Consider the following 25,467-nt stretch of genomic DNA (forward strand, 5'->3'; position numbering starts at 1 on the left):
TGCCCGCGATGAGGCCATCATGTTCAAAGCAAATCCCGAGGCTGGCCCCGGTAGCTCTATCAGCGCTGAACAACCCGCAGTGCGTTCTGTTCTTTCGGCAGAACCCGCTTGGCAACAACGTAATGTTTTTCCCAGTACGGCTTCTTCAAGGTATCGATGCTCACCGACTTGCCACGGCGAGGTGCGTGGATGAAGCGGTCGTTACCCAGGTAGATGGCAACGTGATTGACTCGACGGCTCTTGATGTTGAAGAAAATCAGGTCGCCGGGCTTGAGGTCGGCGCGCTCGACTTTCTCGCCGTGACCGCTGGCCATGGCGTTGGACGTGCGTGGCAGGTCGAAGGTGGCGTCGTTGAACGCGTATTTCACCAGACCGCTGCAGTCGAAACCTTTGCTCGGGCTGCTGCCGCCCCAACGGTACGGAGTACCGAGGACATTAACAGCGCGGCTAAGCACGTTGCTGCTTTCCTTGGTCGCCATTGGCGGAACCAGGCCGCTTTTGCTGCTGCTCAGTTGAGGAGCGGTTTTGACCGATTTCTTGCTTTTGCTCGAAGGACCCGAAGCATGGGATTTTGGGGTGTAACCATTAACGTTCGGAAGACGTTGCTCACGATTGGTGGCGTGGGCGGCCAGTGGCAATAATAGGCAAATGGTTAGCCATGTCTTAAAAAATGGACGCATCAGGCAGGGCTCGTATTGGTTAGCGCGAAACTTTATAACAGCTTTTTTTTGATTCCCGAGGCCGTTGGTCGATTCCACTTTGGTCTAACGGAACCAAATAAGCGTCAAATTGACGCAATTGTCGGACAGGAGTCAGGTGGTACAAGGGTTTCACGGGTCACAAGGTAGCACCTGCCATCCGTCGGCCACTCGTAAAAAAGTCACAAAGATTTAAAGAATATTTATCTATCGCGTGAATTGAGGTCATTCATGAACCCCTATCAGCAGTCCGCTGTTCAGCAAGACACCCACAGCAAAGTGATCGGTTATCTGCTGTGGATTTTCGGTTTTACCGGGGCTCACCGCTTTTATTACGGCAAGCCGGTGACCGGGACGATCTGGTTTTTCACCCTCGGTTTGCTGGGCATAGGCTGGCTGATCGACGTGTTCCTGATCCCGGCCATGGACCGTGAAGCGGACCTGCGCTTCACCGCCGGGCCCATCGAATACAACGTGGCGTGGATTCTGCTGACGTTTCTCGGGGTGTTCGGCGTGCACCGGATGTATCAGGGCAAGTGGATCAGCGGTCTGATCTACCTGCTGACGGGCGGGTTGTTCTTCGTGGGGGTGCTGTATGACTTCTGGACGCTGAATGACCAGGTTTCGTTGCGTAACTCTCAGAGCCGGGTGACCTTTCAGTAACCCATCGCGAGCAGGCTCGCTCCCACACAGGATCTGTGAACGACACAAATCCCCTGTGGGAGCGAGCCTGCTCGCGATTGCGGTGGGCGGTGGTTACGCCTGATGGCTGATCCGGCCATCCACCAGGGTATAACGCACTACGCCCGGCAGGCTGTGACCGATGAACGGGCAGTTCTCGCCCTTGGACAGCCAGGTCTCACCGGCGACGGTCGAGGCTGCCGGGTCGAACAGCACGATATCCGCCGCACCACCCACCGCCAGCTTGCCCGCCGGCAGGCGCATTGCTTCGGCAGGGCCGGCACTCAGGCGTGCCAGCAGCGTCGGCAGATCCAGCAAGCCATCCTCAACCAGCGTCATCGCCAGCGGCAGCAGCAGTTCAACGCTGCTGATGCCCGGCTCGGTGGCGCCGAACGGTGCCAGTTTCGCGTCGCGTTCGTGGGGCTGGTGATGGCTGGAGATGGCCGAGACCACCCCGGACTTCACCGCTTCACGCAGACCGTCGCGGTCGGCGCGGGTGCGCAGCGGCGGCTGGACGTGATAGAGGCTGCTGAAGTCGATCAATGCTTCATCGGTCAGGATCAGCTGGTACAGCGCCACATCGGCGGTGACCTTCAAACCACGGGCCTGAGCCTGGGCGATCAGCGCGACGCCGCGAGCACTGGTGAGCTGGCTGAAGTGTGCACGCACGCCGGTCTGCTCAACCAGCAGCAGATCCCGGGCCAGGGCCACGGTTTCGGCGGTTTCCGGAATGCCCGGCAGGCCTAGGAAGCTCGCGGTCGGGCCTTCGTGGGCCAGGCCGCCATCGGCCAGATCGTGATCCTGCGAGTTGAAAATCACCGTCAGGTCGAAAGTAGCCGCGTAGTCAAGCGCCCGGCAGAGGGTGCGGGTGTTGCGGAAGCTCTCCAGGCCGTTGCCGAAGGCCACGCAGCCGGCGTCGCGCAGGGCGACCAGTTCGGCCAGCTGTTCGCCGTCCAGGCCTTTGCTCAAGGCGCCGATCGGGAACACCTTGGTGTTGTCGGCTTCGCGGGCGCGGTCGAGGATCAGTTCGGCCACGGCCGAGGTGTCCAGCACCGGCTTGGTCTTGGGCGGGCAGCACAGGCTGGTCACGCCACCGGCTGCTGCGGCGCGGGTTTCGCTGACGATCGAACCCTTGCGGCTGTAGCCCGGTTCGCGCAGGGCGACGTTGAGGTCGACCAGGCCAGGTGCGGCCACCAGGCCTTTGGCGTCGATGGTGTCGACCGCGACGAAACCGGCTGGCGCGGCGCCAAGGGCGACGATCTTGCAGGCTTCGATGTGGATATCGGTGACCTGATCCAGGCCGCTGGCCGGATCGATGACGCGGGCGCCAAGAATACTGAGCTTCACTGCACGTTCTCCTGCTCGAATTGACGCTGCGCGGTCTGCCCGCTCATGGCCATGGACAGCACGGCCATACGAATCGCGATGCCGTAGGTCACCTGGTTGAGGATCACCGAGTGCGGACCGTCGGCCACAGCCGACTCAATCTCCACGCCACGGTTGATCGGCCCCGGGTGCATCACGATGCAATCGGGCTTGGCGCCGGCCAGGCGCGCGGTGGTCAGGCCGAACAGGCGGTAGAACTCGCCTTCGCTCGGCAGCAGGCCGCCGGTCATGCGCTCACGCTGCAGGCGCAGCATGATCACCACGTCAACGTCCTTAAGGCCTTCGGTCATGTCGGTGTAAACCTTCACGCCGTATTGCTCGACGCCGATCGGCAGCAGGGTTTTCGGCGCGATCACGCGGATGTCCGGGCAGCCGAGGGTTTTCAGGGCCAGCATGTTCGAGCGCGCGACCCGCGAGTGCAGGATGTCGCCGACGATGGCCACCGAGAGGTTTTCGAAACTGCCCTTGTGCCGGCGGATGGTCAGCATGTCGAGCATGCCCTGGGTCGGGTGGGCGTGACGGCCGTCGCCGCCATTGATGATCGCCACCTGCGGGCACACGTGTTCGGCGATGAAGTGCGCGGCGCCGGAATCACCGTGGCGCACGACGAACATGTCGGCAGCCATGGCTTCCAGGTTGCGCAGCGTATCGAGCAGGGTTTCCCCCTTGCTCGCCGACGATGTCGACACGTTCAGGGTGATCACGTCCGCCGACAGGCGCTGGGCCGCCAGTTCGAAGGTGGTGCGGGTACGAGTGGAGTTCTCGAAGAACACGTTGCACACGGTCTTGCCGCGCAGCAGCGGTACTTTCTTGACCGCCCGGGCGCCGACTTCGAGGAAGGAGTCGGCGGTGTCGAGGATTTCCGTCAGCAGCTCGCGGCGCAGACCGTCGAGCGAAAGGAAATGGCGCAGCTGGCCCTGATCATTGAGCTGCAGCGGGCGCTTGGTTTCTGGAGGCGTCATCGCGAGGGGGACTCTCAATAGGGCGGATTAAAGGGCAAGGTCCTGGATTTCGAGCTCAAGCTCAGGGCCGGACAGTTTCACCCGCTCGTGGGTGGCCAGGGACAGGGTCGCACCCAGCACGTTCGGGCGGATCGGCAGTTCTCCGGCGTCCAGATCGAGCAGGCACACCAGGGTCACGCTGGCCGGACGGCCGTAGTCGAAGAGTTCGTTCATGGCGGCGCGGATGGTCCGGCCGCTCATCAACACGTCATCGATCAGCACCAGATGCTGGCCTTCGATCTCGAACGGCAGTGCCGAGGGGCGCACTTGCGGGTGCAGGCCGTTCTGGCTGAAGTCGTCGCGGTAGAAGGAAACGTCGAGCGTGCCGAGGGGCTCATCGCTGCCCAGCTCCTTGAGCAGGGCCTGGGCGACCCAGACGCCGCCGGTACGGATACCGATGTAGCGCGGTTCGCTGATGCCACGGTGTTCCAGGTGTGCCTTGAGGCTGATCGCCATCTGGCTGATCAGTTCGGCGGGATTGGGCAGGCTCATGGTTGCTCCTTCTTGGGCCCGAGGCCGGTGCTGCTGGAAGTGGCTCGGGGTATCACTAAAAGAGCCGCTAGGCGGCTCTTCGGGTTTAAGTGCATCAGGTTTCGAACAGCGCGCCGTTTTCGTCGAGCCAGCCTTGCAGCAGCAGGGCGGCGGCGATGGCGTCGACCGGGTTGTCGCGGTAGCTGCCTTTCTGTCCGCCCCGGGCCAGGCGTTCGCCCTTGGCTTCGTAGGTGGTCAGGCGTTCATCGTGGGTATAGAAGGGCAGGTTGAAACGGCCGTTGAGGCGACGGGCGAATTTCTCCGCACGCACGCACATGTCGCTGGGCGTGCCGTCCATGTTCAGCGGCAGGCCGACCACTACGGCGTCAGGCTTCCACTCTTTAATGAGGGCTTCGACCTGATCCCAGTCGGGAATGCCGTTCTGCGCCTTCAAGGTGCACAGCTCGCGGGCCTGGCCGGTAATCACCTGGCCGACCGCTACGCCGATCTGTTTGGTGCCGTAATCAAAACCCAGGATCAACCGCAGGGCCATCAGGCGTGCCCCGCCTGGCTGGTAAGCAGGCTCAAGTTGACGCCAAGGTGCTTGGCCGCCGCTTCCAGACGCAGCTCGCTGCTGGTGTTGAACAGGATGTTGGCGTCGAACGGGCAGGTCAGCCAGGCGTTCTGCGACAGTTCGGACTCCAACTGCCCCGCTTCCCAGCCGGCGTAACCGAGGGCGATCACGCTTTTCGCCGGGCCGACGCCATCGGCGATGGCGAACAGCACGTCCTGGGATGTCGACAGGGACAGATCGCCTTCCAGATCAACGGTCGCCTGATAGGACTGTCCCGATGGATGCAGGACAAAACCGCGATCGGTCTGCACGGGTCCGCCGATGAAGATCGGTACATGCTGGCAGAGGGCAGGCGGCTCGATATCGGGGCGCAGTTGCTCAAGGATGTCGGCCAGATTCAGGTCTTGCGGACGGTTGACCACCAGCCCCATGGCGCCATTGGCCGTGTGCTCGACGATATACGTCAAGGTGTGGGCAAAGTTCGGGTCGGCCATGTGAGGCATGGCGATCAGGAAGTGATGCTTGAGGTAGCTGGGGCTGACGTTTTTCATGACCGCTAGTGTGGCGTTCGAGGGGCGAACTGACAAGCTGGGGATGCACCTGAAAACGAATTCAACCCCACCCAACTGTAGGAGCGAGCTTGCTCGCGATGAACCTGAGAGCGCCGCGGGGTGTCAGGCTTCCAGCGTTATCGTTGACGACCATCGCGAGCAAGCTAGCTCCTACAGGGGATGGGCGTTGGCCGATCGTTCCCACAAGGTGATTGGTGTGGGGGTCAATTGCTGGAAAGGCGGTCGCCGCGGGCAAATTTCCAGGTCCGGATGATTTCCAGGCGGTCGATGTCCGACAGGTCGCCGGTGAACGGCGCAAAGGGTGCGGCCAGGCGCACGATGCGCTGGGCGGCCTGGTCCAGCAGCGGTTGTCCGGAGGACTCCAGCACCAGCACTTCATACAGCGAGCCGTCGCGGTTGATCGAGACCATCAGGCGCAGGTTGCCGTAGATCTGTTTGCGCCGGGCTTCGTCGGGATAGTTGAGGTTGCCGATGCGCTCGACTTTCTTGCGCCATTCGTCCTTGTACCAGGCACCTTTGTCGCGCATGGTCGAGGCGGCGCTCAGGCGGTGGATGCGCGGGCGCTTGGCGTACAGCTGCTGTTCATTGGCCAGCTCCGCTTCCAGGCTGGCAATGTCGCTGGACAGTTGCTCGCTGTCGAAGGTCGGCGCGGCCACCGCGGGTTTGGTGACCGGCTTGGGTTCTTCGGTCTTGGTGGCGGCTTTTTTCGGCTTTGGCGCAACGGTGGTCACCGCCGCCTTGGGTGCGGTCTCCTGCACCTCGGGCTTGGCCGCGGGCGGAGGGGTGACCTTCTGCACCTTGTTGTCCTGGAAGGGCGCGACCTCTGTGGTCTTGGGGATGGCCTTCTTATCCAGGGTGCCGCTGCCTTGCTGGTTCTCCTGGGCGAGGAAGTCGGCTTTCTCCGGCTTCTTTTCGCTTTTGAAGGTGGCGAGGGTGATTTCCAGGGTTTTACTGATTTGTTTGGGCTCGACCATCGTGAAACCGACGCCCAGCAGCAACGCCAGATGCACCAGCGCCGCCAGAAACAGGGTAAAACCGAGACGATCAGCCGCGCGCACGCCCGTATGGGCAAGTTCGGCGGGCAGATCGGATGGGAGGGTCATGGCAAAAAAACCAACATCGCGTTTTTCACAGGCCGGGCATGATAACGCAATGTTGGTTTTTAGCTTCAAGCTTCAAGTGGCAAGCGACAAACTGTTTGTCAGGCCTTTTTGGCTTGCAGCTTCTTCTCAATGGCATCCATCAGCATGCCGCCAATGTCAGTGCCGAAGGCGTTGTCGATTTCGCGGATGCAGGTCGGGCTGGTGACGTTGATTTCGGTCAGGTGCTCGCCGATCACGTCCAGGCCCACGAACAGCAGGCCTTTCTCGCGCAGGGTCGGACCGACCTGGGCGGCGATCCAGCGATCTTTCTCGCTCAGCGGACGGGCTTCGCCACGGCCTCCGGCGGCGAGGTTGCCACGGGTTTCGCCCGCGGCAGGGATGCGCGCCAGGCAGTAATCCACAGGCTCGCCGTCGATCATCAGGATGCGCTTGTCGCCATCCTTGATCGCCGGCAGGTAGGCCTGGCCCATGATCTGCTGGTTACCCAGGGCAGTCAGGGTTTCCAGAATCACCGACAGGTTCGGATCGCCGGCGCGGTGACGGAAGATCGACGTGCCACCCATGCCGTCCAGCGGCTTGAGGATCACGTCGCCGTGCTTGGCGGCGAAATCACGCAATACATCGGCGCGACGGCTAACGATGGTCGGCGGAGTGCACTGCGGGAACAGCGTGGCGAACAGCTTTTCGTTGCAGTCGCGCAGGCTCTGCGGCTTGTTGACCACCAGCACGCCGGCGGTTTCGGCCTGTTCCAGCAGATACGTGGAATAGACGAACTCCATGTCGAACGGCGGATCCTTGCGCATCAGGATCACGTCCAGATCGCTCAGCAGGGCATCCTGCTCGGCTTCCAGTTCGAACCATTTCTCCGGGTTGGCAAATACCTTGAGCGGACGCATGCGCGCCCGGGCCTGGCCTTCGGCCTGGTAGAGGTCGCGCTGTTCCATATAGAACAGTTCCCAGCCGCGCTTCTGCGCAGCCAGCAGCATGGCCAGCGAGCTATCCTTTTTATAGGAGATGCTTGCGATAGGGTCCATGACAATCCCGACGCGAACGCCCATGGGGTCTTTCCTCAGATAGGGAGGGCAAAAAAGGTCCAACTGTGGGAGCGAGCCTGCTCGCGATGGTGTATCTGCTACATGGGTGTCGACTGACACTCCATCGCGAGCAGGCTCGCTCCCACAGGGAACAACATCAGCCCAAAGGACACGAAAAAGTGGCGTCAGAGTGGCGCCGAGTGTGTTCCCGGTCAAGGAAAAACCACCGCACCGGTCGGCCGATAGATTGGCATGGGAGACTGTGCTAAAAAGGCTGCCAAGTGGTACTGGCCCTTGCGTATCAAGGGCTTCGAGCCTTCCGGTTACCGGAAATGGACAAATAGATTCGCAAAGGCGACGGCAGAGCATTTATGGAACAGCATTCCAGCGCCTTGAAGGTCATGGTGATCGACGATTCGAAAACTATTCGCCGCACCGCCGAAACGCTGCTCAAAAACGTCGGTTGTGAGGTCATTACGGCCATCGACGGCTTCGATGCGCTGGCCAAGATTGCCGATAACCATCCCGGCATCATCTTCGTCGACATCATGATGCCGCGCCTGGATGGCTATCAGACCTGCGCCCTGATCAAGAACAACAGTGCCTTCAAGTCCACGCCGGTGATTATGCTGTCGTCTAAGGACGGGCTGTTCGACAAGGCCAAGGGGCGCATCGTCGGTTCCGATCAATTTTTGACCAAGCCTTTCAGCAAGGAAGAACTGCTCAACGCGATCCAGGCCCATGTTCCGGGCTTCGCCGCCGTTTTGCCGCAGTAAGACACCTACAGTGACGCTCGGCCAACGGGCCCTGCGTCGACAAGAATGGGGAAGACCATGGCACGTATTCTGATCGTCGATGACTCGCCGACTGAAATGTACAAACTGACCGGCATGCTGGAAAAGCACGGTCATGAAGTCCTGAAAGCCGAAAACGGCGCGGACGGCGTGGCCCTGGCCCGCCTGGAAAAACCCGATGCTGTGCTGATGGACATCGTCATGCCGGGCCTGAACGGCTTCCAGGCGACTCGCCAGCTGACCAAGGACCCGGAAACCGGGCACATCCCGGTGATCATCATCACCACCAAGGATCAGGAAACCGACAAGGTCTGGGGCACTCGCCAGGGCGCGAAGGATTACCTGACCAAGCCGGTGGACGAAGAAACCCTGCTCAAAACCCTGAATAACGTGTTGAACGGTTGATCGCACGGTCATGACCGAGTCGCTGACGGCTTTCGAGTTGCTGCTGCAGATCGACCAGCGCTGTCGCCTGCTCGCGGCCGAATTGCCGTCGCAGCCAACCGGCCAGGACCACTGGAGCGGCATCGGTTTTCGACTGGGCGATCACTGCTACGTCGCGCCCATGAGCGAAGTCAGCGAAGTGCTGCACGAACCGCGTTTTACCCAGGTGCCGGGGGTCAGGTCCTGGGTCAAGGGCGTGGCCAACCTGCGCGGACGCTTGCTGCCGATCATGGACCTGGGTGGGTTCCTGGGGCATGAACTGTCCACAGCACGCCGGCAGCGGCGGGTGTTGGTGGTGGAGCATCAGGAGGTGTTCGCCGGGCTGATGGTCGATGAAGTCTTCGGCCTGCAGCATTTTGCCCAGGATAGCCTGGAACCGGTGGATACGCTGGACGGCCCGATGGCGCCGTTCATTCAGGGCCGCTTCGAGCGCGAGCAGAGTTGGCAGGTGTTCAGCCCTTTTGCGCTGGCGCAGTCACAAGGGTTCATGAACATCGCGATATAACGAACACGCAGGGCCTCCTGTAGCAGCTGCCGAAGGCTGCGTCCGAGGGCGAAGCCCTCGCAGAATCAGGTTATGCAATTTTCCAGATGTACCGCGATATCAGGATTTACGACCGCTGCGCGGCCGGACGCAGGCTTCGCCAGCTGCTACAAGGGTTCGTCGTTTCGGGTGAGTAATCGCGTCAGAGAAATCAGCAGTCAGGCGAAGACCGATGATAAAAGCTAAAACAGGCAAGCCAATGGAAGGGTCGCGCAGTCGTTCACAGATCATCGCGCTGTTCATCGCGTTGATCATTTTCATCATGTTGCTGTTCGCCAACTTCGCCTACCTCAACACCCAGGCCACGTACGACAAGCAGTACATCGGACACGCCGGCGAACTGCGCGTGCTGTCCCAGCGCATTGCCAAGAACGCCACCGAAGCCGCCGCCGGCAAGGCCGCGGCGTTCAAGTTGCTCAGCGATGCGCGCAATGACTTTGCCCAGCGCTGGAGTTATCTGAAAAAAGGCGACCCCGCCACCGGCCTGCCGCCGGCGCCGCCAGCCGTGCGCCCGGAAATGCGCGCGGTGCAACTGGACTGGGAACGCCTGCTGAAAAACACCGACGCTATCCTCACCAGCGAGCAGACCGTGCTCTCGCTGCATCAGGTCGCCGCGACCCTGGCCGAAACCGTGCCGCAGTTGCAGGTCGAATACGAAAAAGTCGTGGAAATCCTCCTGCAACGGGGTGCTCCCGCGGCCCAAGTGGCGATGGCCCAGCGTCAGTCGCTTCTGGCCGAGCGCATCCTTGGCGCAGTGAACACGGTGCTGTCCGGCGATGAAAACTCCCAGCAGGCCGCCGACGCCTTCGGTCGCGATGCCGCGCGTTTCGGCCAGGTGCTCAACGGCATGCTGAACGGCAACGTGGCATTGCGGGTCAGCCAGGTCGAAGATCGCGATGCGCGGGCGCGCCTGATGGAGATTTCCGAACTGTTCGAATTCGTCTCCGGCTCCGTGGATGAAATCCTCGAAACCTCCCCCGAACTGTTCAAGGTCCGCGAGTCGGCCACCAACATTTTCAGCCTGTCGCAAACCCTGCTCGACGAAGCCTCGCACCTGGCCAGCGGTTTCGAAAACCTCGCCGGCGGGCGCGACACCGACACCATCGGCGGCTATGTGCTGGGCCTGGCGGCGCTGGCGTCGATTATCCTGATCGGCATGGTCATGGTCCGCGAAACCAACCGCCAGTTGCGGGAAACCGCCGAGAAGAACGAACGCAACCAGAACGCGATCATGCGCCTGCTCGATGAGATCGAGGACCTGGCCGACGGCGACCTGACCGTGACCGCCTCGGTGACCGAAGACTTCACCGGGACCATCGCCGACTCCATCAACTATTCCGTGGACCAACTGCGCGATCTGGTGGCGACCATCAACCTCACCGCCGGGCAGGTCGCCGCCGCCGTGCAGGAAACCCAGGCCACCGCCATGCACCTGGCCCAGGCCTCCGAACATCAGGCCCAGCAGATCAGCGAGGCCTCCACCGCGATCAACGACATGGCCGAATCCATCGATCAGGTCTCGGCCAACGCCGCCGAATCCTCGGCGGTAGCCGAGCGCTCCGTGGAAATCGCCAACAAGGGCAACGAAGTGGTGCACAACACCATCCACGGCATGGACAACATTCGCGAGCAGATCCAGGACACTGCCAAGCGCATCAAGCGCCTGGGCGAGTCGTCCCAGGAAATCGGCGACATTGTCAGCCTGATCGATGACATTGCCGATCAGACCAACATCCTGGCCCTCAACGCGGCGATCCAGGCGTCCATGGCCGGCGACGCCGGGCGCGGTTTTGCGGTGGTGGCCGACGAAGTACAGCGGTTGGCGGAACGTTCATCGGCGGCAACCCGGCAGATCGAGACGCTGGTGCGGGCGATCCAGACCGACACCAACGAAGCGGTGATTTCCATGGAGCAGACCACCACCGAAGTGGTGCGCGGCGCGCGTCTGGCGCAGGATGCCGGTGTGGCCCTGGAGGAAATCGAAGGCGTATCCAAAACCCTCGCGGCGCTGATCCAGAGCATTTCCAACGCCGCACAACAACAGACGTCGTCTGCCGGCCAGATTTCCCTGACCATGAACGTGATCCAGCAGATCACCACGCAGACGTCGTCCGGCTCCACCGCCACTGCCGAGAGCATCGGCAACCTGGCGAAAATGGCCAGCCAGCTGCGCCGTTCGGTGTCCGGTTTCACCTTGCCGGCCACCAAGGAGCCGGTGACGGACAACGCTTGAACCGCCCATGGGCGCTTGAACCTTGAATGAAGTGGGATGTGGAGTGGTTATGGGTGATCGGCACGACTATGTGGCCCTCGAATGGGTCAAGGGCGAGATTGCCGAAACGCTGAAGCAGGCTCATCACGCGATCGAAACCTTGCTTGATGACCCGCAGGCGACGCACGCCCTGAGCGATTGCCTGGCGTGCATCCATCAGGTTCACGGCAGTTTGCAGATGGTCGAGTTCTACGGCGCGGCCCTGCTCGCCGAAGAAATGGAGCATCTGATCGTCGCCCTGCAGAACGATCGCGTCAGCCATCGTGACGAAGCGCTGCACCTGATGCTCCAGGCCCTGGGGCAATTGCCGATCTACCTTGACCGGGTCCAGAGTGCGCGCCGCGATCTGCCGCTGGTGGTGCTGCCGTTGATCAACGACCTGCGCAGCGCTCGGGGTGAAAGTCTGCTCTCGGAAACCAGCCTGTTCAGCCCGCAACTGCCGGATTTGCCGCCCTTGAACGCCGAGGAACTGGCGCTGCTGGAACCTGCTGATCTGCCCAATGTGCTGCGCAAGTTGCGGCAGATGCTGCAAATGGCCTTGGCAGGTCTGCTGCGCGAGGAAGACGGCGACACCAACCTTGGCTATCTGACCAAAGTCTTTTCCCGCCTGGAAAACCTGTGTGGCAACGCGCCCCTGAGCCCGCTGTGGCAAGTGGCTTCGGCGCTGGTCGAAGGCATGCGCGACGGCGTGATCGCCAACAGCCCGGCGCTGCGCAGCCTGTTCAAGGACGCCGACAAGGAACTCAAGCGCCTGCTCGAACAGGGTATTGCCGCGATCAATCAGCCGGCGCCGCTGGAGCTGCTCAAGAGTTTGCTGTTCTACATAGCCAAGGCCGAACACCCCACCGGGCAGATGCTGACCATGAAAGAACGCTACGGATTGGATGATGCGCTGCCGGACAGCGCGATGGTCGATGAAGAGCGCGCACGCCTGGCCGGTCCCGACCGCGATGCCATGCGTTCGGTGCTCGCGGCCCTGTGCGAGGAGCTGGTGCGGGTCAAGGAGCGCCTGGACCTGTTCGTACGCAGTGACCGTCAGCACACTTCAGACCTCGACAGCCTTCTCGCGCCCCTGCGGCAGATCGCCGATACCTTGGCGGTGCTGGGTTTCGGCCAGCCGCGCAAGGTCATCATCGACCAGTTGGCGGTGGTGCTGAGCCTGGTCCAGGGCCAGCGCGCCCCCGATGACGCGACCCTGATGGACGTCGCCGGAGCCTTGCTCTACGTCGAGGCGACCCTGGCCGGCATGGTCGGCACCGTCGAGCCCGAGAGCCAGGAAGAAGACGCCCTGCCGACCACCGACCTGACGCAGATCCATCAGATCGTGATCAAGGAAGCGCGCATCTGCCTGCAACAGGCCAAGGACATGATCGTCGACTACATCGACGCCGACTGGGACCGTCAGCATTTGCAGCCGCTGCCGGCCTTGCTGACTCAGGTACGCGGCGCGCTGGCGATGATTGCGCTGAGCCGCGCGGCCAGCCTGGTGGAAACCTGCAATCACTTCATCCGCGAGCATCTGTTGCTTGAGCGGGGCCAGCCGGACTGGCAGGAACTGGACAGCCTGGCCGACGTCATCGCCAGCCTCGAGTACTACCTCGAGCGTCTCAACGACGACCCGGAAGCGCCCGGTGAACAGTTGCTCGACATCGCCGAACAAAGCCTGGCGACCCTCGGCTTCTTTCCTGATGAAGAGCCCAGTGAACAACAAGTGCCGGTGCTGGACGATGTGCTCAGCGCCAGTGAAGCGCAGTCCCTGCAATATCAGCAGGAACTGGATGCTCCGGCCATCGCCCAGACTCTGGCCGATGTATTGGCCAGCCCTGTATCGGCCCTCAATCCCCCGGCCAAGACCACGCCCGGCAGCCTGTTGCCGCCGCCCGCAGGCGAAGAGCCGGTGGACGATGAATTGCGCGAAGTGTTCCTCGAAGAAACCGACGAGGTGCTGGAAATCCTTCGCGAGTACCTGCCGCGCTGGTCGATCAACCCCGACAACCGCTCGGCTCTGAGCGAATTGCGCCGCGCCTTCCATACTCTGAAGGGCAGCGGTCGGATGGTTCGTGCGCTGGTGATCGGCGAGCTGGCCTGGGCGGTGGAAAACCTGCTCAACCGGGTACTCGAAGGCAGCGTCGAGCCGGGCGCCACGGTCCAGCAACTGATCGGCGATGTACTGAATGTGTTGCCGGAATTGGTCGCCGAATACGCCGCCCATGCCCAGCGTCAGCGCAGCGATGTCGATCAGATGGCCGCCCGCGCCCATGCACTGGCCAAGGGCGATGAGCCATTGTCCGATGAGGACACGCAAGACGTCTCGGCCCTCGATCCGCTGTTGCTGGAGATCTTCCGCAAAGAAGCGGAAACCCATTTGAGCGCGATCAATCGCTTCCTCGACGAAGCCGCCGAGCATGTGCCGTTGCAGGCCAGCGATGCCTTGCTGCGGGCATTGCACACGCTTAAGGGCAGCGCTTCGATGGCCGGTGTCTTGCCGATCGTCGAGCTGGCCGTGCCACTGGAGCAACTGGCCCGCGAGTACAAGGCCCACCAGATCGCCCTGGATCTGGATGAAGTCGAAGTGCTGCTGGAAGCCGAAGGCTTGTTCCTCCTCGGTTTGCGTCAGCTCAAGAGGGATCCGCTGGCGGAGATTCCCCACGCCCACGAGCTGATCGAACGGGCCAGGTCGTTGCTGGCCGAACGGCTGCAAAGCCTTGAGGACGCGCCCAGCAGCAGCCCGCGGATCAAGCGTGATCCGCAGTTGATCAACAACTTCCTGGCCCAGGGCATGGACATCCTGCTGGACGCCGAAAGCCTGTTGCAGCGCTGGCAGCAGCACCCCGGCGAGCGCCAGGAACTCAGTGCGCTGCTGGACGAGTTGACCACTCTGGGCGAAGGCGCGCACCTGGCCGATCTGCACCCGGTGGATGAACTGTGCGAAGCCTTGCTCGACCTCTACGGTGCCGTGGAAGAGAGTAGCCTGGCGGTCAGCGAGGTGTTTTTCCGGGAAGCGCAAAGTGCCCACGAAGCGCTCATCGATATGCTCGACGAACTGGCGGCGGGCCAGGAAGTCAGCCCGCGCCCGGACCGTGTTCGTGCCCTGCAAGGCTTGCTCAACGAGAGCCTCGACCCGTCGGCCATGGGCCTGATTCGCAGCGACGGCAGCCGCACCCTGAGCATTCGCGAACTGGGCGACGTCACCGCCGATCTGGCACAGACCGCGACCGATGTGGCGCTGGACGACGAGATCGTTTCGATCTTCCTCGAAGAAGGTTTCGACATCATCGAGAGCTCCGGCGCGGCGCTGTCGCGCTGGCAGGCCGAGCCTTCGAACCGCCAGGAAGTGGAAACCCTGCTGCGCGACCTGCACACCCTCAAGGGAGGCGCGCGCATGGTGGAAATCACGCCGATCGGCGATCTGGCCCATGAGCTGGAATTTCTCTACGAAGGTTTGTCCACGGGCCTGCTGAAACCCTCAGGCGCATTGTTCGAGCTGCTGCAACGCAGCCACGATCGGTTGGCGCAGATGCTCGATGCGGTCCGCGCCGGAGAGCCGTTGCCACCGGCGGACAACTTGCTCGATGCGATCCGCAACTTCAGCCATCCCTCGGTTCCCGAGTTGCCGGCTGCTCAAACCCCGGCCCCCGAAACGCCGCCAGCGGTCGCGCAGCCCGTCGCGGTCAAGGCTGAAACGCCGTTGCAGCCGGCCGATCCCAATGCCGACATGGTCAAGGTCTCGGCAGAGCTGCTCGACGATCTGGTCAACCTGGCGGGCGAGACGTCGATCTTTCGCGGCCGCATCGAACAGCAGGTCAGCGATGCGCAAGTGGCGTTGAACGAGATGGAAACCACCATCGAGCGGATGCGTGATCAGCTGCGCCGCCTCGACATCGAAACCCAAGGCCGGATACTCAGCCGACAACAGGAAGCCGAGCGCCTGGGCTACGAAGAATTCGACCCGCTGGAGATGGACCGTCACTCGCAGTTGCAGCAGTTGTCGCGGGCCTTGTTCGAGTCCGCCTCCGACCTGCTCGACCTCAAGGAAACCCTCGACCGGCGCAATCAGGACGCGGAGAACCTGCTGCAACAGCAGGGCCGCATCAACACCGAATTGCAGGAAGGCCTGATGCGCACGCGCATGGTGCCGTTCGAGCGCATGCTGCCGCGCCTGAAACGTATCGTGCGGCAGGTGGCGGGCGAGCTGGGCAAGGATGTGGAATTCGTCGTCGGCAACGCCGAAGGCGAGATGGACCGCAACGTGCTCGAACGCATGGCCGCGCCGCTGGAACACATGCTGCGCAATGCCGTCGACCATGGCCTTGAGTCCGCCGAGGTGCGCGCCGCGGCGGGCAAGCCGGCGCAGGGGCGGATCACCCTCGATCTGCTGCGCGAAGGCGGCGACATGATTTTCGACATCCGCGACGACGGTGCCGGCGTGCCTATGGACGCCGTGCGGCGCAAGGCGATCAAGCGCGGCCTGATCGAAGAACACAGCGACATCAGCGACCGTGACGTGCTGCAATTCATCATGCAGCCGGGCTTTTCCACCGCCGAGAAAATCACCCAGATCTCCGGTCGCGGCGTCGGCATGGACGTGGTGCATGAAGAGGTGCGGCAGCTGGGCGGCAGCATGAGCATCGATTCGGTGCCGGGGCAGGGCGTGCATTTCCGCATTCGCCTGCCGTTCACCGTGTCGGTGAACCGGGCGCTGATGGTGCAGTGCGGCGAGGATCAATATGCGATTCCGCTGAACACCATCGACGGCATCGTCCGTGTGTTGCCCAATGAACTCGAAGGGCATTTTCGCCTTGATCCGCCGGCTTACGAATACGCCGGGCAGCGCTACGAGTTGTGCTATCTGGGCGATCTTCTGAAAACCCATCCGCGGCCGAAACTGTCGGCCCAGAGCCTGCCGTTGCCGGTGCTGCTGGTGCAGTGCAACGATCGTCATGTCGCGGTGCAGGTCGACGCCATGGCCGGCACCCGGGAGATCGTGGTCAAGAGCCTCGGCCCGCAGTTCGCGGCGGTGCAGGGGGTTTCCGGGGCGACGATTCTTGGGGATGGCCGTGTGGTGCTGATTCTCGATCTGCTGGCGCCGATCCGCGCCATGCAGGCCCACGTACCGCAACGCCCGCCGGTGCAGGACAGCGAATTCGAACCGCAGAAACCGTTGCTGGTGATGGTGGTCGACGACTCGGTCACCGTGCGCAAGGTCACCAGCCGCCTGCTCGAACGCCATGGCATGAACGTGCTGACGGCCAAGGACGGGGTCGACGCGATGATGCTGCTCGAAGAGCACATGCCGGACATCCTGTTGCTGGACATCGAAATGCCGCGCATGGACGGCTTCGAAGTGGCGACGCAGGTGCGCAACGATGAGCGCCTGCAGCACCTGCCGATCATCATGATCACCTCCCGCACCGGCCAGAAACACCGCGACAGGGCCATGGCCATCGGCGTCAACGACTACCTCGGCAAGCCGTACCAGGAATCGGTCCTGCTCGAAAGCATTGCCCTGTGGAGCAAAACCCATGCATGAGCGGCGCCTCAACCAGCGCAGCATCAACCTCACCGGGCTGCTGCTGCCGCTCGCCGACCGTAACCTGATCCTGCCCAACGTCGCGGTCGCCGAACTGATCGACTACCAGCCTGCGGCCTTCGACCTCGACACCCCGCCCTGGTATCTGGGGCGGGTCACCTGGCGCAATCGGCAGATTCCGCTGCTGAGCTTCGAATCTGCCTGCGGCAACAAAATCGTCATCGGCGACCGCGCGCGCATCGTCATTCTCAATGCACTGGGCGGGCGGCCGGAGCTGAAATTCATTGCGATGTTGGTTCAGGGGATTCCGCGGTCGTACAAGCTCGACAGTCAGTTGAGCTATGTGGATGTGCCGCTGTGCCGGCTGGAAAAAGCGGCGGTGCAGGTGGCGGATCAAGTGGCCCGGGTGCCGGATTTGTTGGGGATGGAGGAGTTGTTGGTGGGGGCGGGGTTGGGGGCCTGAGCTGGCTTGTGTTCCGACCTTACCGGCCTCTTCGCGGGCAAGCCCGCTCCCACAGTGATTGTGGGTGGATGCAAAATTTGCAAACAACCGGAAACCCTGTAGGAGCGAGGCTTGCCCGCGAAGGCGGCATCCAATTCGCCTCAGATCTGACAGTCAAATTGGGATGTTTTTCTGAAAGCCAAACAGTCCCAAAACAGGACCGATCGGTCCCGTTTTGGGACTTGTGTATTGATTCAGATTGCAGTCTTCACTGGCCTATTCGCGGGCAAGCCTCGCTCCTACAGGTTCGATGAAGACCTTGTGGGAGCGGGCTTGCCCGCGAAGAGGCTGGTGGCTTCAACATTTTCATTACCTGACACCCCGCCACTGTAGGAGCCGCCGAAGGCTGCGATCTTTTGATCCTGACAATCAAAAGATCGCAGCCTCGTTTCACTCGACAGCTCCTACAGAAGGATCGCCGCCGATCCAATTGTGGGAGCGAGCCTGCCCGCGATGGCGTCAGTTCGGGCAACCATTACTCTGACCGTAACGATCCACCACGCTGCTTGATTGATGCCCCCCACCCAACACTCCTAAGGTGACCCCACGACAGCGAACCCGTGGAGTGGTCATGACAACAACAATATCCCCCGACTCGCGATGGACGCGGCGGCGCAGTGAGAAGCAGCGGCGTCTGGAGTTGGTCAAGGGCCTGGCTGATGGTGTGGTGCTGCCCACCGAGAACATTGTGGCGGCGCTCGAAGCGCTGATCCTGCCGGGCGATCGTGTGGTGCTGGAGGGCAACAACCAGAAGCAGGCGGATTTCCTGTCCCGCTCGCTGGTCAAGGCTGATCCGGCCAAGCTTCACGACCTGCACATGATCATGCCCAGCGTCGGGCGGGCCGAGCATCTGGACCTGTTCGAACGCGGCATCGCCCGCAAGCTCGACTTCTCCTTCGCCGGCACCCAGAGCCTGCGCATCAGCCAGTTGCTCGAAGACGGGCTGCTGGAAATCGGCGCGATCCATACCTACATCGAACTCTACGCACGGCTGGTGGTGGACCTGATCCCCAACGTCGTGCTCTCGGCCGGTTTCATGGCCGACCGCGCCGGCAACATCTACACCGGCCCCAGCACCGAAGACACCCCGGCGCTGATCGAACCGGCCGCCTTCAGCGACGGCATCGTTATCGTCCAGGTCAACCAGCTGGTGGACGACGTCACCGATCTGCCGCGGGTCGACATTCCTGCGTCCTGGGTCGATTTCGTGGTGGTGGCCGACAAGCCGTTCTACATCGAACCGCTGTTCACCCGCGACCCGCGCCATATCAAGCCGGTGCACGTGCTGATGGCGATGATGGCGATCCGCGGGATCTACGAAAAACACAACGTCCAGTCCCTCAATCACGGCATCGGTTTCAACACCGCCGCTATCGAACTGATCCTGCCGACCTACGGCGAATCCCTGGGCCTGAAGGGCAAGATCTGCCGCAACTGGACCCTCAATCCGCACCCGACCCTGATCCCGGCCATCGAAAGCGGTTGGGTCGAAAGCGTGCACTGCTTCGGCACTGAACTGGGGATGGAAAACTACATCGCCGCCCGGCCCGACGTGTTCTTCACCGGGCGCGACGGCTCTCTGCGTTCCAACCGGATGTTCAGCCAGCTCGCCGGGCAATACGCGGTGGACCTGTTCATTGGCGCCACCCTGCAAGTCGATGGCGACGGTCATTCCTCCACCGTGACCCGTGGCCGCCTGGCCGGTTTCGGGGGCGCGCCGAACATGGGCCATGACCCGCGCGGACGTCGTCACGGCACGCCGGCCTGGCTCGACATGCGCCACACCGACGCCGCCGAACCGATGCTCGAGCGCGGCAAGAAGCTGGTGGTGCAAATGGTCGAGACCTTCCAGGAAGGCGGCAAACCGACCTTCGTCGAGACCCTCGATGCCATCGACGTGGCGAAGAAGAGCGGCATGCCCCTGGCGCCGATCATGGTCTACGGCGACGACGTCACCCACCTGCTGACCGAAGAAGGCATCGCCTACCTGTACAAGGCCCGCTCGCTGGAAGAGCGTCAGGCGATGATCGCCGCCGTCGCCGGGGTGACCGCCATCGGCTTGCGGCACAACCCGAAAGACACCGCGCGCATGCGCCGCGAAGGCCTGATCGCCTTGCCCGAAGACCTCGGTATCCGCCGCACCGACGCCACCCGCGAACTGCTCGCCGCGAAAAGCGTGGCCGATCTGGTGGAGTGGTCCGGTGGTCTCTACAACCCGCCCGCCAAGTTCAGGAGCTGGTAAATGCACGCATTCAACCTGCAACCCAAACCCGTCAGCCTGGCCGAACGCCTGGCGGACCTGGCGGTGGACGCGCTGATCGACGAAGCGGACCTGTCGCCGAAACCGGCCCTGGTCGACCGTCGCGGCAGTGGCGCCCATACCGATCTGCACCTGGGCCTGATGCACGCCTCGGCACTGGCCCTGTGGCCGGCGTTCAAGGAAATGGCCGAGGCCGCCATCGAGATCGGCGAAATCGGTCTGCCATTGCGCGAAGCCATCGGCCTGATTGGTCGTGAAGGCGAACTGGCGATGCTCGCCACCACCGACGGCGTTAACACTCACCGTGGCGCGATCTGGGCCTTGGGCCTGTTGGTCGCCGCCGTGGCCCTCGAACCAACATCCACTGCTGCCGGTTCCATCGCATTGCGCGCCGCTCGCCTGGCCCTGCTCGATGATCGCCACGCGCCACGCCCGCTCAGCCACGGCGCACAAGTCGCCCAGCGCTACGGCGCACGCGGTGCCCGTGAAGAAGCGCAGCTGGGTTTCCCGTCGGTGATCGAACGGGCCCTGCCGCAACTCAAGCGCAGCCGCACCGCTGGCAACGGCGAACAGAACGCCCGGCTCGATGCGCTGCTGGCGATCATGACCCGACTGGCCGACACCTGCGTGCTCTACCGCGCCGGTGAAGAAGGCCTGCACACCATGCAGCGCGGCGCCCAGGCGGTGCTGGATGCGGGCGGCAGTGCCAGCCTCGCCGGTCGTCGTCGGCTGCATGAGCTGGACCAACAATTAATCGCTTTGAATGCCTCGCCCGGTGGCGCTGCCGATCTGCTCGCAGCCTGCCTGTTCATCGACCGTATCGGCGCGGGCGACAGCCTTATCCAGGGAGCTTTCTGATGGAAACCTTATCCTTTGAATTCCCCGCCGGGCAGCCGCCGCGCGGACGCACGCTGGTCGGTTGTGTCGGCTCCGGCGATCTGGAAGTGCTGATCCAGCCGGGCCAGCCGGGCAAGCTGACCATCACCGTGCAGACCTCGGTCAACGGCAGCGAGCAGCGCTGGCAGCACCTGTTCGCGCGGATGTTCGACGGCCAGACGCCGTCGGCGATGGACATCGATATCCACGATTTCGGCGCCACCCCGGGTGTGGTGCGCCTGCGCCTGGAACAGGGCTTCGAGGAGATCGCTCATGGCTGACAGCACCGCGTTGCTCAACAAACACAGCTTCATCGAACTCGGTGCGCGGCAGCGGGCAAAAGCTCTGCTCGACGCCGGCACCTTTCGCGAACTGATCGACCCGTTCCAGCGCGTCATGTCGCCGTGGTTGGCGCGTCAGGGCGTGGTGCCGCAGGCCGATGACGGCGTGGTGATCGCCAAGGGCAGCATCGACGGTCAGCCGGTGGTTATCGCTGCCATCGAAGGCGCGTTCCAAGGTGGCAGTCTCGGCGAGGTGGGCGGGGCGAAAATGGCCGGCGCGCTGGAACTGGCCGCCGAAGATAACCGCAAGGGCATCCCGACCCGCGCCGTATTGCTGCTGGAAACCGGTGGTGTGCGCTTGCAGGAAGCCAACCTCGGGCTGGCGGCGATTGCCGATATCCACGCAGCGATCGTCGATCTGCGCCAGTACCAACCGGTAATCGGCGTGATCGCCGGCAGCGTCGGTTGCTTCGGCGGCATGTCGATTGCCGCCGGGTTGTGCAGTTATCTGGTAGTGACCCAGGAAGCGCGTCTGGGCCTGAACGGTCCGCAGGTGATCGAACAGGAAGCCGGCCTTGAGGAATACGACTCCCGCGACCGGCCCTTCATCTGGAGCCTGACCGGTGGCGAGCAGCGCTTCGCCACCGGGCTGGTGGATCGTTACGCCGAGGACGACGTGGCGCATATACGCCAGCAGGTCAGCGAGTTGTTCAAGCAGGGCCTGCCGGCACAGCAACGCAGCGCTCAGGCCGATCTCTTTCTGCAACGGCTGGCTCAGCTCAACGCCGAACCGCAAATCGAACCGGCCACGGTTCGCGACCTGTATCAAGGAGCGCGCTCATGAGTTCGTATTCCCTCCGGGGCCTGCACTGGTTCAACGCCCTGGCTGCCGAAGCCAAGGCGGTCGACGGCTTGCCGACTTCATTGAAAGTGGCCGATGGAATTCTGGGCGATCAAGCCGTGCGTTTTATCGCCGTGGTGGCCGATCCCGACAACCGTTTCGCCCGCGCTCGCAACGGCGAAGTCGGCCTGCTTGAAGGCTGGGGCTTGGCCAAGGCGGTGGATGAAGTGATCACGGCTGACAAGGACAAACCGAATAAACGCGCACTGATCGCCATCGTCGATGTACCGAGCCAGGCCTATGGCCGCCGCGAAGAAGCGCTCGGCATCCATCAGGCGCTGGCGGCTGCCGCTGACAGTTATGCACGCGCCCGTCTGGCGGGTCATGCCGTGATCGGCCTGTTGGTGGGCAAGGCGATGTCCGGGGCGTTTCTGGCCCACGGTTATCAGGCCAACCGACTGATCGCCCTGCGTGATCCGGGCGTGATGGTGCATGCCATGGGCAAGGCATCGGCGGCGCGGGTGACTTTGCGCAGTGTCGAAGAACTTGAAACCCTGGCCGCCAGCGTGCCGCCGATGGCCTATGACATCGACAGCTATGCCAGCCTTGGGCTGCTCTGGGAAACCCTGTCGGTGGAGCAGATCGAAACGCCAACCGGCGCTGACGTGAGCCGCGTGACTGAATGCCTGTCGCAGGCGATCAACGATGTTGCCGGCAACGGCCGAGACTTGAGCAGTCGTCTGGGCGCCAGCAACCGCGCGGCCTCCAGTCACGTTCGCCAACTGTTGAGAGAGCAGTGGTGAGCACGCTCATGGCCCACGACCTGCTCTGGGGCATGTCCCCTGAGCAGCTGCCAGCGGACGCGCCTACGTGGGTGATCGACTCGCTCAGCGCAGGACAGCCGGTGGTGGTACGGCGCGCGGTTTCGGCGGCGGGGCAGGTGGCGGTCGGTGTGCGTGGTCGGTTGCGTGAGCAGCGCTACGCGGCGTCGATGGCGATTGGATCGGTGTCGCGTCGGGTGCAGCCTGAAGCGCTGTGCCATGTTGATAGCTCGCGAGATCTGCCGGCGCTGCGGGCGCTGAAACAACTGCGTCCACTGCTCGACCGTTGCGGTTGGGTGTGGGGTGTCAGTGGCAGCGCCGGGTTCGAATTGGCCAGCGGTTTTGAAGCGTTGCATGAAGGCAGCGATCTGGATTTGATCCTGCGTACACCGCAGCCTTTGTCTCGTGTTCACGCACGTGCGCTGGTGGCTCAACTCGATGCGGCGCAGTGCCTGGTGGACATGCAATTGCAGACGCCGTTCGGTGCTGTGGCTTTGCGGGAGTGGGCCGGTGCTTCGAATCGCGTGCTGCTGAAAAATGCCAGCCAGGCCTGTTTGGTGATTGATCCATGGAACCCGCAGGAGCAAGCAGCGTGAGCAGCTTGCTGGTGTTCCCGGGCCAGGGTGCGCAGCAGCCAGGCATGCTTCAACGCGTGTCCCGCGAAACCCTGATCGAGGCCAGCGATGTGCTCGGTGAGGACGTCTCGCGGTTGGATTCTGCCCAGGCGTTGCAATCGACCCGCGCGGTGCAGCTCTGCCTGCTGATCGCCGGTGTGGCGGCGGCGCGGCAGCTGTCGATGCCGGTGGATTACGTCGCCGGCCTGTCCATCGGTGCCTATCCGGCAGCGGTGGTGTCCGGAGCCCTGGGGTTCAGCGATGCGCTGCATCTGGTCAGCCTGCGCGGTGAGCTGATGCAGCAGGCTTATCCTCAGGGCTATGGCATGACTGCGATCACCGGGCTGGAACTGGCGACAGTGGAAGCTTTGCTGGCACAGGTTCACAGCGATGCTTCACCGGTTTATCTGGCGAACATCAACGCCGATAACCAGGTGGTGATCGCCGGCAGCGACGACGCGATGAAGCTGGTGGCCGATCTCGCAAAAAGCCGTGGCGCCGGCATGGCCAAACGGTTGGCGGTGAGTGTGCCGTCCCACTGTCCGCTGCTCGATGCACCTGCGAAAACCCTGGCCGAAGCCTTCGCCGGCGTGAAGCTGCAAACCCCGAAAATCGGCTACCTGAGTGGCAGCCGCGCACGGCCGATCATCAACCCCGAGGCCCTGCGCGACGACCTGGCTTTCAACATGTGCCGCGTGGTGGATTGGCGCGGCACGGTACAAAGCGCTTACGAGCGCGGCGTACGTCTACACATCGAACTGCCGCCCGGTGCGGTGCTGACCGGGCTGGCGCGCCGGGTGTTCGAGCAAGGCACCGTCATGGCTTTCGACGGTGCGCGACTCGATACCCTGCAGGCGCTGTTGCGTGAGGAGGGTAGCCGCCAACCCTAGACCACCGACTCAGGCCTTCGAACAACAAAAACAACATTCGACGATGCACTTTGAGGACAACGACAATGATTATTTACGGTGTGGCGCTGTTGGCGATTTGTACGCTGGCAGGAGTGATCATGGGTGACATGCTTGGCGTGTTGCTGGGCGTAAAATCCAACGTCGGCGGGGTCGGGATCGCGATGATCCTGCTGATCTGCGCACGGTTGTGGATGCAAAAGCGCGGCGGCATGACCAAGGATTGCGAGATGGGCGTGGGCTTCTGGGGCGCCATGTACATTCCGGTGGTGGTGGCCATGGCGGCGCAGCAGAACGTGGTCACGGCCCTGCACGGCGGTCCGGTGGCGGTGCTGGCGGCAATCGGTTCGGTGGTGGTCTGCGGTTGCACCATTGCCCTGATCAGCCGCACTCACAAAGGTGAGCCGTTGCCTGAGGAACCGACCGAGTTATCGGTAGCTGCCACACCAGCAGGAGGCCGCTGATATGTGGGATCTCATCGAGAAAGGTCTGGAACATAACGGTCTGGTCACTGCATTCGCCTTCGTCGGCGTGATCATGTGGGTGTCGGTGATTCTGTCGAAACGCCTGACCTTCGGGCGCATCCACGGCTCGGCGATTGCCATCGTCATCGGCCTGGTCCTGGCCTGGGTCGGCGGCACCCTGACGGGCGGGCAAAAAGGTTTGGCGGACCTGACGCTGTTCTCCGGCATCGGCCTGATGGGCGGCGCCATGCTGCGGGACTTCGCCATCGTCGCCACGGCGTTCGAAGTGCAGGCTACCGAGGCGAAGAAAGCCGGGATGATCGGCGTGATCGCTCTGCTGCTGGGCACGGTGCTGCCGTTCATTGTCGGGGCCTGCATGGCCTGGGCGTTCGGTTATCGCGATGCGATCAGCATGACCACCATTGGCGCGGGTGCGGTGACTTACATCGTCGGCCCGGTGACGGGGGCGGCGATTGGTGCAACGTCTGACGTGATGGCGCTGTCGATTGCCACTGGCCTGATCAAGGCGATTCTGGTGATGGTCGGCACGCCGATGGCAGCGCGCTGGATGGGCCTGGACAATCCGCGTTCGGCGATGGTGTTCGGCGGTCTGGCGGGGACCGTGAGCGGGGTGACGGCGGGGCTGGCGGCGACGGATCGGCGGTTGGTGCCTTATGGGGCGTTGACGGCGACTTTCCATACCGGGCTGGGCTGCCTGTTGGGGCCTTCGGTGCTGTATTTCATTGTTCGCGGGATTGTGGGTTAAGCCTTCCGACGCCTTCGCGGGCAAGCCTCG

24 protein-coding genes and 1 pseudogene are annotated in these 25,467 nt (G+C 62.8%); 16 read left to right on the forward strand and 9 right to left on the reverse strand.

Features of this window, described 5'->3' with window-relative positions; genetic code table 11:
- Window positions 1–59: 59 nt before the first annotated feature.
- Window positions 60–680 carry a C40 family peptidase gene (locus K9857_RS20605; protein ID WP_224538787.1) on the reverse strand — a complete coding sequence of 207 codons (621 nt, stop codon included), beginning with the start codon at window positions 678–680 and terminating at the stop codon, window positions 60–62.
- Window positions 681–929: 249 nt separating this feature from the next.
- Between K9857_RS20605 and K9857_RS20610 the strand changes: the two genes are divergently transcribed.
- Window positions 930–1,361 carry an NINE protein gene (locus K9857_RS20610; protein ID WP_224538789.1) on the forward strand — a complete coding sequence of 144 codons (432 nt, stop codon included), beginning with the start codon at window positions 930–932 and terminating at the stop codon, window positions 1,359–1,361.
- 93 nt (window positions 1,362–1,454) lie between these two features.
- Here K9857_RS20610 and K9857_RS20615 read toward each other — a convergent pair whose 3' ends face one another.
- The 8 genes and pseudogenes from K9857_RS20615 to gshB all read right to left on the reverse strand — a co-directional run bounded on the left by K9857_RS20615 (window position 1,455) and on the right by gshB (window position 7,544).
- Window positions 1,455–2,726 (reverse strand): dihydroorotase, encoded by a 1,272-nt coding sequence (locus tag K9857_RS20615; protein ID WP_224538792.1) that lies wholly within the window; start codon window positions 2,724–2,726, stop codon window positions 1,455–1,457.
- Window positions 2,723–3,727, reverse strand: coding sequence for an aspartate carbamoyltransferase catalytic subunit (locus tag K9857_RS20620; protein ID WP_175376676.1), 1,005 nt, complete (start codon window positions 3,725–3,727; stop codon window positions 2,723–2,725). Before K9857_RS20620 ends, K9857_RS20615 begins: the two co-directional genes overlap by 4 nt.
- Window positions 3,728–3,754: 27 nt before the next feature.
- The gene (gene pyrR, locus K9857_RS20625; RefSeq protein WP_224538794.1) at window positions 3,755–4,258 is read right to left on the reverse strand and encodes a bifunctional pyr operon transcriptional regulator/uracil phosphoribosyltransferase PyrR; all 504 of its coding nucleotides are present in this window, start codon (window positions 4,256–4,258) and stop codon (window positions 3,755–3,757) included.
- Between the two features lie 94 nt (window positions 4,259–4,352).
- On the reverse strand, window positions 4,353–4,790 hold the full coding sequence (gene ruvX / locus K9857_RS20630; protein WP_224538795.1) for a Holliday junction resolvase RuvX: 438 nt from the start codon (window positions 4,788–4,790) through the stop codon (window positions 4,353–4,355).
- Window positions 4,790–5,362, reverse strand: coding sequence for a YqgE/AlgH family protein (locus K9857_RS20635; protein WP_224538797.1), 573 nt, complete (start codon window positions 5,360–5,362; stop codon window positions 4,790–4,792). Before K9857_RS20635 ends, ruvX begins: the two co-directional genes overlap by 1 nt.
- Before the next feature lie 73 nt (window positions 5,363–5,435).
- Window positions 5,436–5,516 (reverse strand): annotated as a pseudogene (locus K9857_RS20640) (outer membrane lipoprotein carrier protein LolA); the annotation flags it as partial.
- Window positions 5,517–5,586: 70 nt separating this feature from the next.
- Window positions 5,587–6,486, reverse strand: a complete 900-nt coding sequence (locus tag K9857_RS20645; protein WP_224538799.1) for an energy transducer TonB — start codon at window positions 6,484–6,486, stop codon at window positions 5,587–5,589.
- 98 nt (window positions 6,487–6,584) lie between these two features.
- Window positions 6,585–7,544 carry a glutathione synthase gene (gene gshB / locus K9857_RS20650; protein WP_224538801.1) on the reverse strand — a complete coding sequence of 320 codons (960 nt, stop codon included), beginning with the start codon at window positions 7,542–7,544 and terminating at the stop codon, window positions 6,585–6,587.
- 347 nt (window positions 7,545–7,891) lie between these two features.
- On the opposite strand from gshB, the gene pilG reads away from it, so the two are divergent.
- From pilG to madM, 15 genes are all read left to right on the forward strand, one after another.
- A complete protein-coding gene (gene pilG / locus K9857_RS20655) occupies window positions 7,892–8,296 on the forward strand; it encodes a twitching motility response regulator PilG (protein ID WP_008152601.1) in 405 nt (134 codons plus the stop codon).
- Window positions 8,297–8,353: 57 nt separating this feature from the next.
- Window positions 8,354–8,719 carry a twitching motility response regulator PilH gene (gene pilH, locus K9857_RS20660; RefSeq protein ID WP_096514418.1) on the forward strand — a complete coding sequence of 122 codons (366 nt, stop codon included), beginning with the start codon at window positions 8,354–8,356 and terminating at the stop codon, window positions 8,717–8,719.
- 10 nt (window positions 8,720–8,729) lie between these two features.
- The gene (locus K9857_RS20665; RefSeq protein WP_224538803.1) at window positions 8,730–9,263 is read left to right on the forward strand and encodes a chemotaxis protein CheW; all 534 of its coding nucleotides are present in this window, start codon (window positions 8,730–8,732) and stop codon (window positions 9,261–9,263) included.
- A gap of 211 nt (window positions 9,264–9,474) precedes the next feature.
- On the forward strand, window positions 9,475–11,535 hold the full coding sequence (locus K9857_RS20670) for a methyl-accepting chemotaxis protein (protein ID WP_411961593.1): 2,061 nt from the start codon (window positions 9,475–9,477) through the stop codon (window positions 11,533–11,535).
- 49 nt (window positions 11,536–11,584) lie between these two features.
- Window positions 11,585–17,104 (forward strand): Hpt domain-containing protein, encoded by a 5,520-nt coding sequence (locus K9857_RS20675; protein WP_224538805.1) that lies wholly within the window; start codon window positions 11,585–11,587, stop codon window positions 17,102–17,104.
- Window positions 17,097–17,567, forward strand: coding sequence for a chemotaxis protein CheW (locus tag K9857_RS20680; protein WP_175376666.1), 471 nt, complete (start codon window positions 17,097–17,099; stop codon window positions 17,565–17,567). Before K9857_RS20675 ends, K9857_RS20680 begins: the two co-directional genes overlap by 8 nt.
- A gap of 610 nt (window positions 17,568–18,177) precedes the next feature.
- Window positions 18,178–19,848, forward strand: a complete 1,671-nt coding sequence (mdcA, locus tag K9857_RS20685) for a malonate decarboxylase subunit alpha (RefSeq protein WP_224538807.1) — start codon at window positions 18,178–18,180, stop codon at window positions 19,846–19,848.
- Window positions 19,849–20,724: a triphosphoribosyl-dephospho-CoA synthase gene (locus K9857_RS20690; protein ID WP_224538809.1), complete on the forward strand. Its 876-nt coding sequence runs from the start codon at window positions 19,849–19,851 to the stop codon at window positions 20,722–20,724.
- The gene (locus K9857_RS20695; RefSeq protein ID WP_175376663.1) at window positions 20,724–21,023 is read left to right on the forward strand and encodes a malonate decarboxylase subunit delta; all 300 of its coding nucleotides are present in this window, start codon (window positions 20,724–20,726) and stop codon (window positions 21,021–21,023) included. The genes K9857_RS20690 and K9857_RS20695 overlap by 1 nt, the downstream gene beginning before the upstream one ends.
- Window positions 21,016–21,867, forward strand: a complete 852-nt coding sequence (locus K9857_RS20700; RefSeq protein WP_224538810.1) for a biotin-independent malonate decarboxylase subunit beta — start codon at window positions 21,016–21,018, stop codon at window positions 21,865–21,867. Before K9857_RS20695 ends, K9857_RS20700 begins: the two co-directional genes overlap by 8 nt.
- Window positions 21,864–22,667: a biotin-independent malonate decarboxylase subunit gamma gene (mdcE, locus tag K9857_RS20705; protein ID WP_224538812.1), complete on the forward strand. Its 804-nt coding sequence runs from the start codon at window positions 21,864–21,866 to the stop codon at window positions 22,665–22,667. The genes K9857_RS20700 and mdcE overlap by 4 nt, the downstream gene beginning before the upstream one ends.
- Window positions 22,661–23,281, forward strand: coding sequence for a malonate decarboxylase holo-ACP synthase (locus tag K9857_RS20710; protein ID WP_224538814.1), 621 nt, complete (start codon window positions 22,661–22,663; stop codon window positions 23,279–23,281). Before mdcE ends, K9857_RS20710 begins: the two co-directional genes overlap by 7 nt.
- Window positions 23,278–24,189 (forward strand): malonate decarboxylase subunit epsilon, encoded by a 912-nt coding sequence (gene mdcH / locus K9857_RS20715; RefSeq protein ID WP_224538816.1) that lies wholly within the window; start codon window positions 23,278–23,280, stop codon window positions 24,187–24,189. The genes K9857_RS20710 and mdcH overlap by 4 nt, the downstream gene beginning before the upstream one ends.
- Window positions 24,190–24,254: 65 nt before the next feature.
- The gene (gene madL / locus K9857_RS20720) at window positions 24,255–24,671 is read left to right on the forward strand and encodes a malonate transporter subunit MadL (protein WP_224538818.1); all 417 of its coding nucleotides are present in this window, start codon (window positions 24,255–24,257) and stop codon (window positions 24,669–24,671) included.
- 1 nt (window position 24,672) lies between these two features.
- Entirely contained in the window at window positions 24,673–25,437 is a 765-nt protein-coding gene (madM, locus tag K9857_RS20725; RefSeq protein ID WP_224538820.1) for a malonate transporter subunit MadM, read from the forward strand.
- Window positions 25,438–25,467 lie beyond the last annotated feature (30 nt).

It is taken from the genome of Pseudomonas sp. REP124, assembly GCF_020164475.1.
Lineage (GTDB): Bacteria > Pseudomonadota > Gammaproteobacteria > Pseudomonadales > Pseudomonadaceae > Aquipseudomonas.

Excerpts from the sequence above, each read along its gene's own strand:
- K9857_RS20605 (WP_224538787.1), bottom strand. The coding sequence starts at position 680 with ATGCGTCCATTTTTTAAGACATGGCTAACCATTTGCCTATTATTGCCA.
- K9857_RS20610 (WP_224538789.1), top strand. The coding sequence starts at position 930 with ATGAACCCCTATCAGCAGTCCGCTGTTCAGCAAGACACCCACAGCAAA.
- K9857_RS20620 (WP_175376676.1), bottom strand. The coding sequence starts at position 3,727 with ATGACGCCTCCAGAAACCAAGCGCCCGCTGCAGCTCAATGATCAGGGC.
- pyrR (WP_224538794.1), bottom strand. The coding sequence starts at position 4,258 with ATGAGCCTGCCCAATCCCGCCGAACTGATCAGCCAGATGGCGATCAGC.
- ruvX (WP_224538795.1), bottom strand. The coding sequence starts at position 4,790 with ATGGCCCTGCGGTTGATCCTGGGTTTTGATTACGGCACCAAACAGATC.
- K9857_RS20635 (WP_224538797.1), bottom strand. The coding sequence starts at position 5,362 with ATGAAAAACGTCAGCCCCAGCTACCTCAAGCATCACTTCCTGATCGCC.
- K9857_RS20645 (WP_224538799.1), bottom strand. The coding sequence starts at position 6,486 with ATGACCCTCCCATCCGATCTGCCCGCCGAACTTGCCCATACGGGCGTG.
- gshB (WP_224538801.1), bottom strand. The coding sequence starts at position 7,544 with ATGGGCGTTCGCGTCGGGATTGTCATGGACCCTATCGCAAGCATCTCC.
- pilG (WP_008152601.1), top strand. The coding sequence starts at position 7,892 with ATGGAACAGCATTCCAGCGCCTTGAAGGTCATGGTGATCGACGATTCG.
- pilH (WP_096514418.1), top strand. The coding sequence starts at position 8,354 with ATGGCACGTATTCTGATCGTCGATGACTCGCCGACTGAAATGTACAAA.
- K9857_RS20665 (WP_224538803.1), top strand. The coding sequence starts at position 8,730 with ATGACCGAGTCGCTGACGGCTTTCGAGTTGCTGCTGCAGATCGACCAG.
- K9857_RS20670 (WP_411961593.1), top strand. The coding sequence starts at position 9,475 with ATGATAAAAGCTAAAACAGGCAAGCCAATGGAAGGGTCGCGCAGTCGT.
- K9857_RS20675 (WP_224538805.1), top strand. The coding sequence starts at position 11,585 with ATGGGTGATCGGCACGACTATGTGGCCCTCGAATGGGTCAAGGGCGAG.
- K9857_RS20680 (WP_175376666.1), top strand. The coding sequence starts at position 17,097 with ATGCATGAGCGGCGCCTCAACCAGCGCAGCATCAACCTCACCGGGCTG.
- mdcA (WP_224538807.1), top strand. The coding sequence starts at position 18,178 with ATGACAACAACAATATCCCCCGACTCGCGATGGACGCGGCGGCGCAGT.
- K9857_RS20690 (WP_224538809.1), top strand. The coding sequence starts at position 19,849 with ATGCACGCATTCAACCTGCAACCCAAACCCGTCAGCCTGGCCGAACGC.
- K9857_RS20695 (WP_175376663.1), top strand. The coding sequence starts at position 20,724 with ATGGAAACCTTATCCTTTGAATTCCCCGCCGGGCAGCCGCCGCGCGGA.
- K9857_RS20700 (WP_224538810.1), top strand. The coding sequence starts at position 21,016 with ATGGCTGACAGCACCGCGTTGCTCAACAAACACAGCTTCATCGAACTC.
- mdcE (WP_224538812.1), top strand. The coding sequence starts at position 21,864 with ATGAGTTCGTATTCCCTCCGGGGCCTGCACTGGTTCAACGCCCTGGCT.
- madL (WP_224538818.1), top strand. The coding sequence starts at position 24,255 with ATGATTATTTACGGTGTGGCGCTGTTGGCGATTTGTACGCTGGCAGGA.
- madM (WP_224538820.1), top strand. The coding sequence starts at position 24,673 with ATGTGGGATCTCATCGAGAAAGGTCTGGAACATAACGGTCTGGTCACT.